The sequence below is a fragment of the Neisseria sp. P0009.S007 genome (assembly GCF_051962515.1).
This window is the reverse complement of record NZ_JBQCVF010000166.1, coordinates 1-3,325: the sequence shown is the minus strand read 5'-3', so window position 1 is coordinate 3,325 and position 3,325 is coordinate 1. Positions and strand designations below refer to the sequence as shown.

Genomic DNA, 3,325 nt, shown 5'->3' with positions numbered 1-3,325 from the left:
GAGCTTTCGTGGTCTTCCGCTTGAATCGGGCTTTCGCCGTAGTACATTTCGCCGTTCAGACGGGGTTTGACGTAGGACACGCCGGCGCGCGCGGTCAGACCGCCCCAGCGTTAGGATGCGTCAAGTTCGTAGCCGTAGGTTTTGAGCGTGCCGCCGTTGTAAATCTTGCCGCGTTCGGTGATGGAGGCGGTGTTGTTGTTGATTTTTGCCCAACGGTAGACGATGAGGTCTTTGATGCGTTGGTGGAACACGCTGCCGCTGACGTTGAAGTTATCGTTGCGCCATTTGAAGCCGAGTTCGGCACGGCGGGCGGTTTCGGCTTTGAGGTTGCTGTCCAAATCGGCGGCGGCGCCTGCGCGTTCGTTAGCCAACAGGGCTTCGTTCAGGCGGGGCGCGCGGCTTGCCTGATTGAGGTTTGCCAAGAGCGAGAAGTTGTCGTTGATGTCCCAAATCGCGCCGATGCTGGGGTTGAGCTGGCCGTGGGACGCGCTTTGTCTGCTGGCGGCGTTGTATTTGAAATGGTCGTAACGCAGGCCGGTGGTCAGGGTAACGGGGTGCAGGTTCCAGATACCTTCCGCGTACACGCCGTATTCGGATTTCTTCTCTTTGTCGCGGTCATACAGGCCGAGAATCTTCAGCCACGCGCCTTTGTCGGACGGCTCGGAGGTTTCGTGGCGGTAGTTGACGCCGTATTTCACCATGTGTCCGTCGCCGAAAGAGCTGGCGAGGTTCAGATTCGCGCCGGTTGCTTTGATTTTGCTTAACTCAAGCTGGCCAATGGGAACGCCGCCTTGCGCCGTGCCGGAAGCTTGGGCTTTTGGAGAAGGAGCGCCTTTAGGCGGTTTGGTGTCGTCGGTGTTGATTTGGAAGACATTGGCGTCGATTTTGTCGATGAAGCCGACGTTGCGGCCACGGTATTCCAGATTGTAGGTCTGCTCTTTTTGATAAGTGCCGTCCACGCCGACGTAGCTGTCAACGTTTTGGAACTCGGCTTTATCGGTGCGGTTGCCTTTTTGGTATTCCTGACGGTAGGTCAGGCGGATGCCGTGGTCGTCGTTGAAGTCGTAGCCGATTTTGGCGAGGTAGCTGTGCTGTTTCAGACGACTGCCGTGGTTGACATTGCCGTTGCCGTCTTTGTAGTCGCGGTTGTTGAGGAAGTTGCCTGCAAACAGGGCATCGAAGCCGTTTTGATAGCCGTAAACCGCCGCGTTGCCGGTTGAGCCTTTATTGCTGCTCAAGCCCGCGCCGAGTTTGAAACCGAAAGGTTTGCCGTCGGTCAGCAGGTCTTTCGCGTCAACCGTCGTCACGCGGATGGTACCGCCGACCGCGCCCAAGCCCGCGCTCGCCGCGCCCGTGCCTTTTTCGACGTTGATGCTTTTCACCAAAGCAGGGTCAAGCTGGAAGCGGCTTTGGTGGTGGAAAATTTTGGTGGATTGGCTGGTGCCGTCCACTTCCAGATTAATTTTGTCCTCGCCGACGCCGCGGATGCTGTAAAACTGCGCCACGCCGTTGCCACCGCCGACATCCATACCGATTTGGTCTTTCATGACTTGTTTCAAATCGGTCGAAGTCTCGCGGTCAAGCTGGTTGCGGGTAACGCGGGTCGGTACGGCGGTACCGGTAACCTTAATTTCATTCAGTTCGGCAGTTTCTGCGGGGTGCGTATTTTCGGCATGGGCGAAGCCTGTTGATAGTGCGAGTGTAATGAGACTAAGGCGGAATACAGGAAAAGAGGTTTTATTCATGATTTTTCCCAAGGAATAAAAAATTGACCGCTTATTCTAATTATTTTAATAATGATTATCAAACTACAAATAAATGTAAAAGAACATATTAGTCTCATTTTGATTTGTAGTTTGAATATTTTTATAAATATCAATCGGTTTATTTATGGTTAAATTTTGTAAAACTATTTTAAGAGAAAATATAGTGAGGCTTACTTTTTTGAAACTGAAGAAAAGGGATGAGTTGAATATTTATCGATGATCAATATTGTGTATAGGTGTTTTAAAAGGCCGTCTGAACAGTGCTTTCAGACGGCCTCACTACTTCTTTTTTACAGCAAAGGACTCATCAGGCGGACGGCATTTTCTACGAGGCCGCGGAGTTTGGAGCGTTGTTGCCATGATTTGATGGCAATGTAGCTGCTGTTTTTGAGGTAGTCACGTTGGAGGTTGCAGATTTGTTTGGTGGTGTCGCGATCGTAGATGGCGAGGCTGATTTCTAGGTTGAGGAAGAAACTGCGCATGTCCATGTTGACCGTACCGAAGAGGGAGTAGTCTTCGTCAATAGTCATGGTTTTGGCATGTAGAAGACCACCTTCAAACATGGCGATTTTGACGCCGGCTTCCAGCAGCATAGGGTAGTAGGCGCGTGAGGCGTAGCGTACCATCAGTGAATCGACTTTGGCGGGCAGTATCAGGGTTACTTTGACGCCGCGTTTGGCGGCGACGGTTAATGCCATGAGAAGCGGCTCGTCAGGGACGAAGTAGGGGGTGGTAATTGTGATTTGTTTGGTAGCGGCATAGATGGCGCTGATGATGGTTTCGTAGATGACGAAGCTGCTTTGCTCGGGGGCGGAGGGAATGATTTGGGCAACAATATTGCCTTGCTGCATTTTTTCGGGAAGGATTTGGGGCAGCAGGTTTTTTGCTTGGTTGAGGTATGTTTGTACGTTTTGGAGGTTTTTATCGGTTTCGACGGCAAGGTCGGCGAAGAAGACGGCTGACAGCTCCAGTACCATAGGCCCTGTGCAACGCATCATGGCATCTATCCATTCGCCGACGCCTGAGTTTTGTTTGAAGTAGCGCGGATCGACGAGGTTGAAGCTGCCGGTGTAACCGATTTTGCTGTCGATAACGAGGATTTTACGGTGGTTGCGCAGGTCGGTGCGCGTGAATAACGTACGCCAAATGCCGACAGGCAATGAGGTATGTACTTCAACGCCTGCTTGGCGCAGTATCTCTACCCAATCGCTTTCAAGAAAGCTCCTGCTGCCGACGGCATCGGCCAATATGGAGCAGTCTACGCCTCTGGCTTTGGCGGCAAGGATTTCATTTAGAATTTCTTCGATGCGGCCTTTGGGTTCGATAATGTAAAAGGCCAACAGGCAGGAATGGGCTGCGGCGCGTATGTCGGCAAGCATGCTGTCGATGATTGCATCGGTGGTCGAGAGCAGGCTCATGGCGTTGCCTTTGGTTGCGCCCAGCCCCGTTCCTTTTTCGGCAACTTTACTGATGCCGTGGTAACGTGATTTGACTTGGTCGGCAATGTCGAGATAGATATCGGCTAGATGGGTGGCGGCAAAGTTGCGGTAGAAGCGGTT

The 3,325-nt window shown here is 52.2% G+C and carries 1 protein-coding gene and 1 pseudogene; both read right to left on the bottom strand.

Annotated elements, in window-relative coordinates:
• A pseudogene (locus ACTHS3_RS10935) lies at nt 1–1,745 on the bottom strand (TonB-dependent receptor plug domain-containing protein); the annotation flags it as partial.
• A 311-nt stretch (nt 1,746–2,056) separates the two neighbouring features.
• A partial coding sequence (cls, locus tag ACTHS3_RS10930) for a cardiolipin synthase (protein ID WP_440367955.1) occupies nt 2,057–3,325 on the bottom strand: 1,269 nt, incomplete at its 5' end.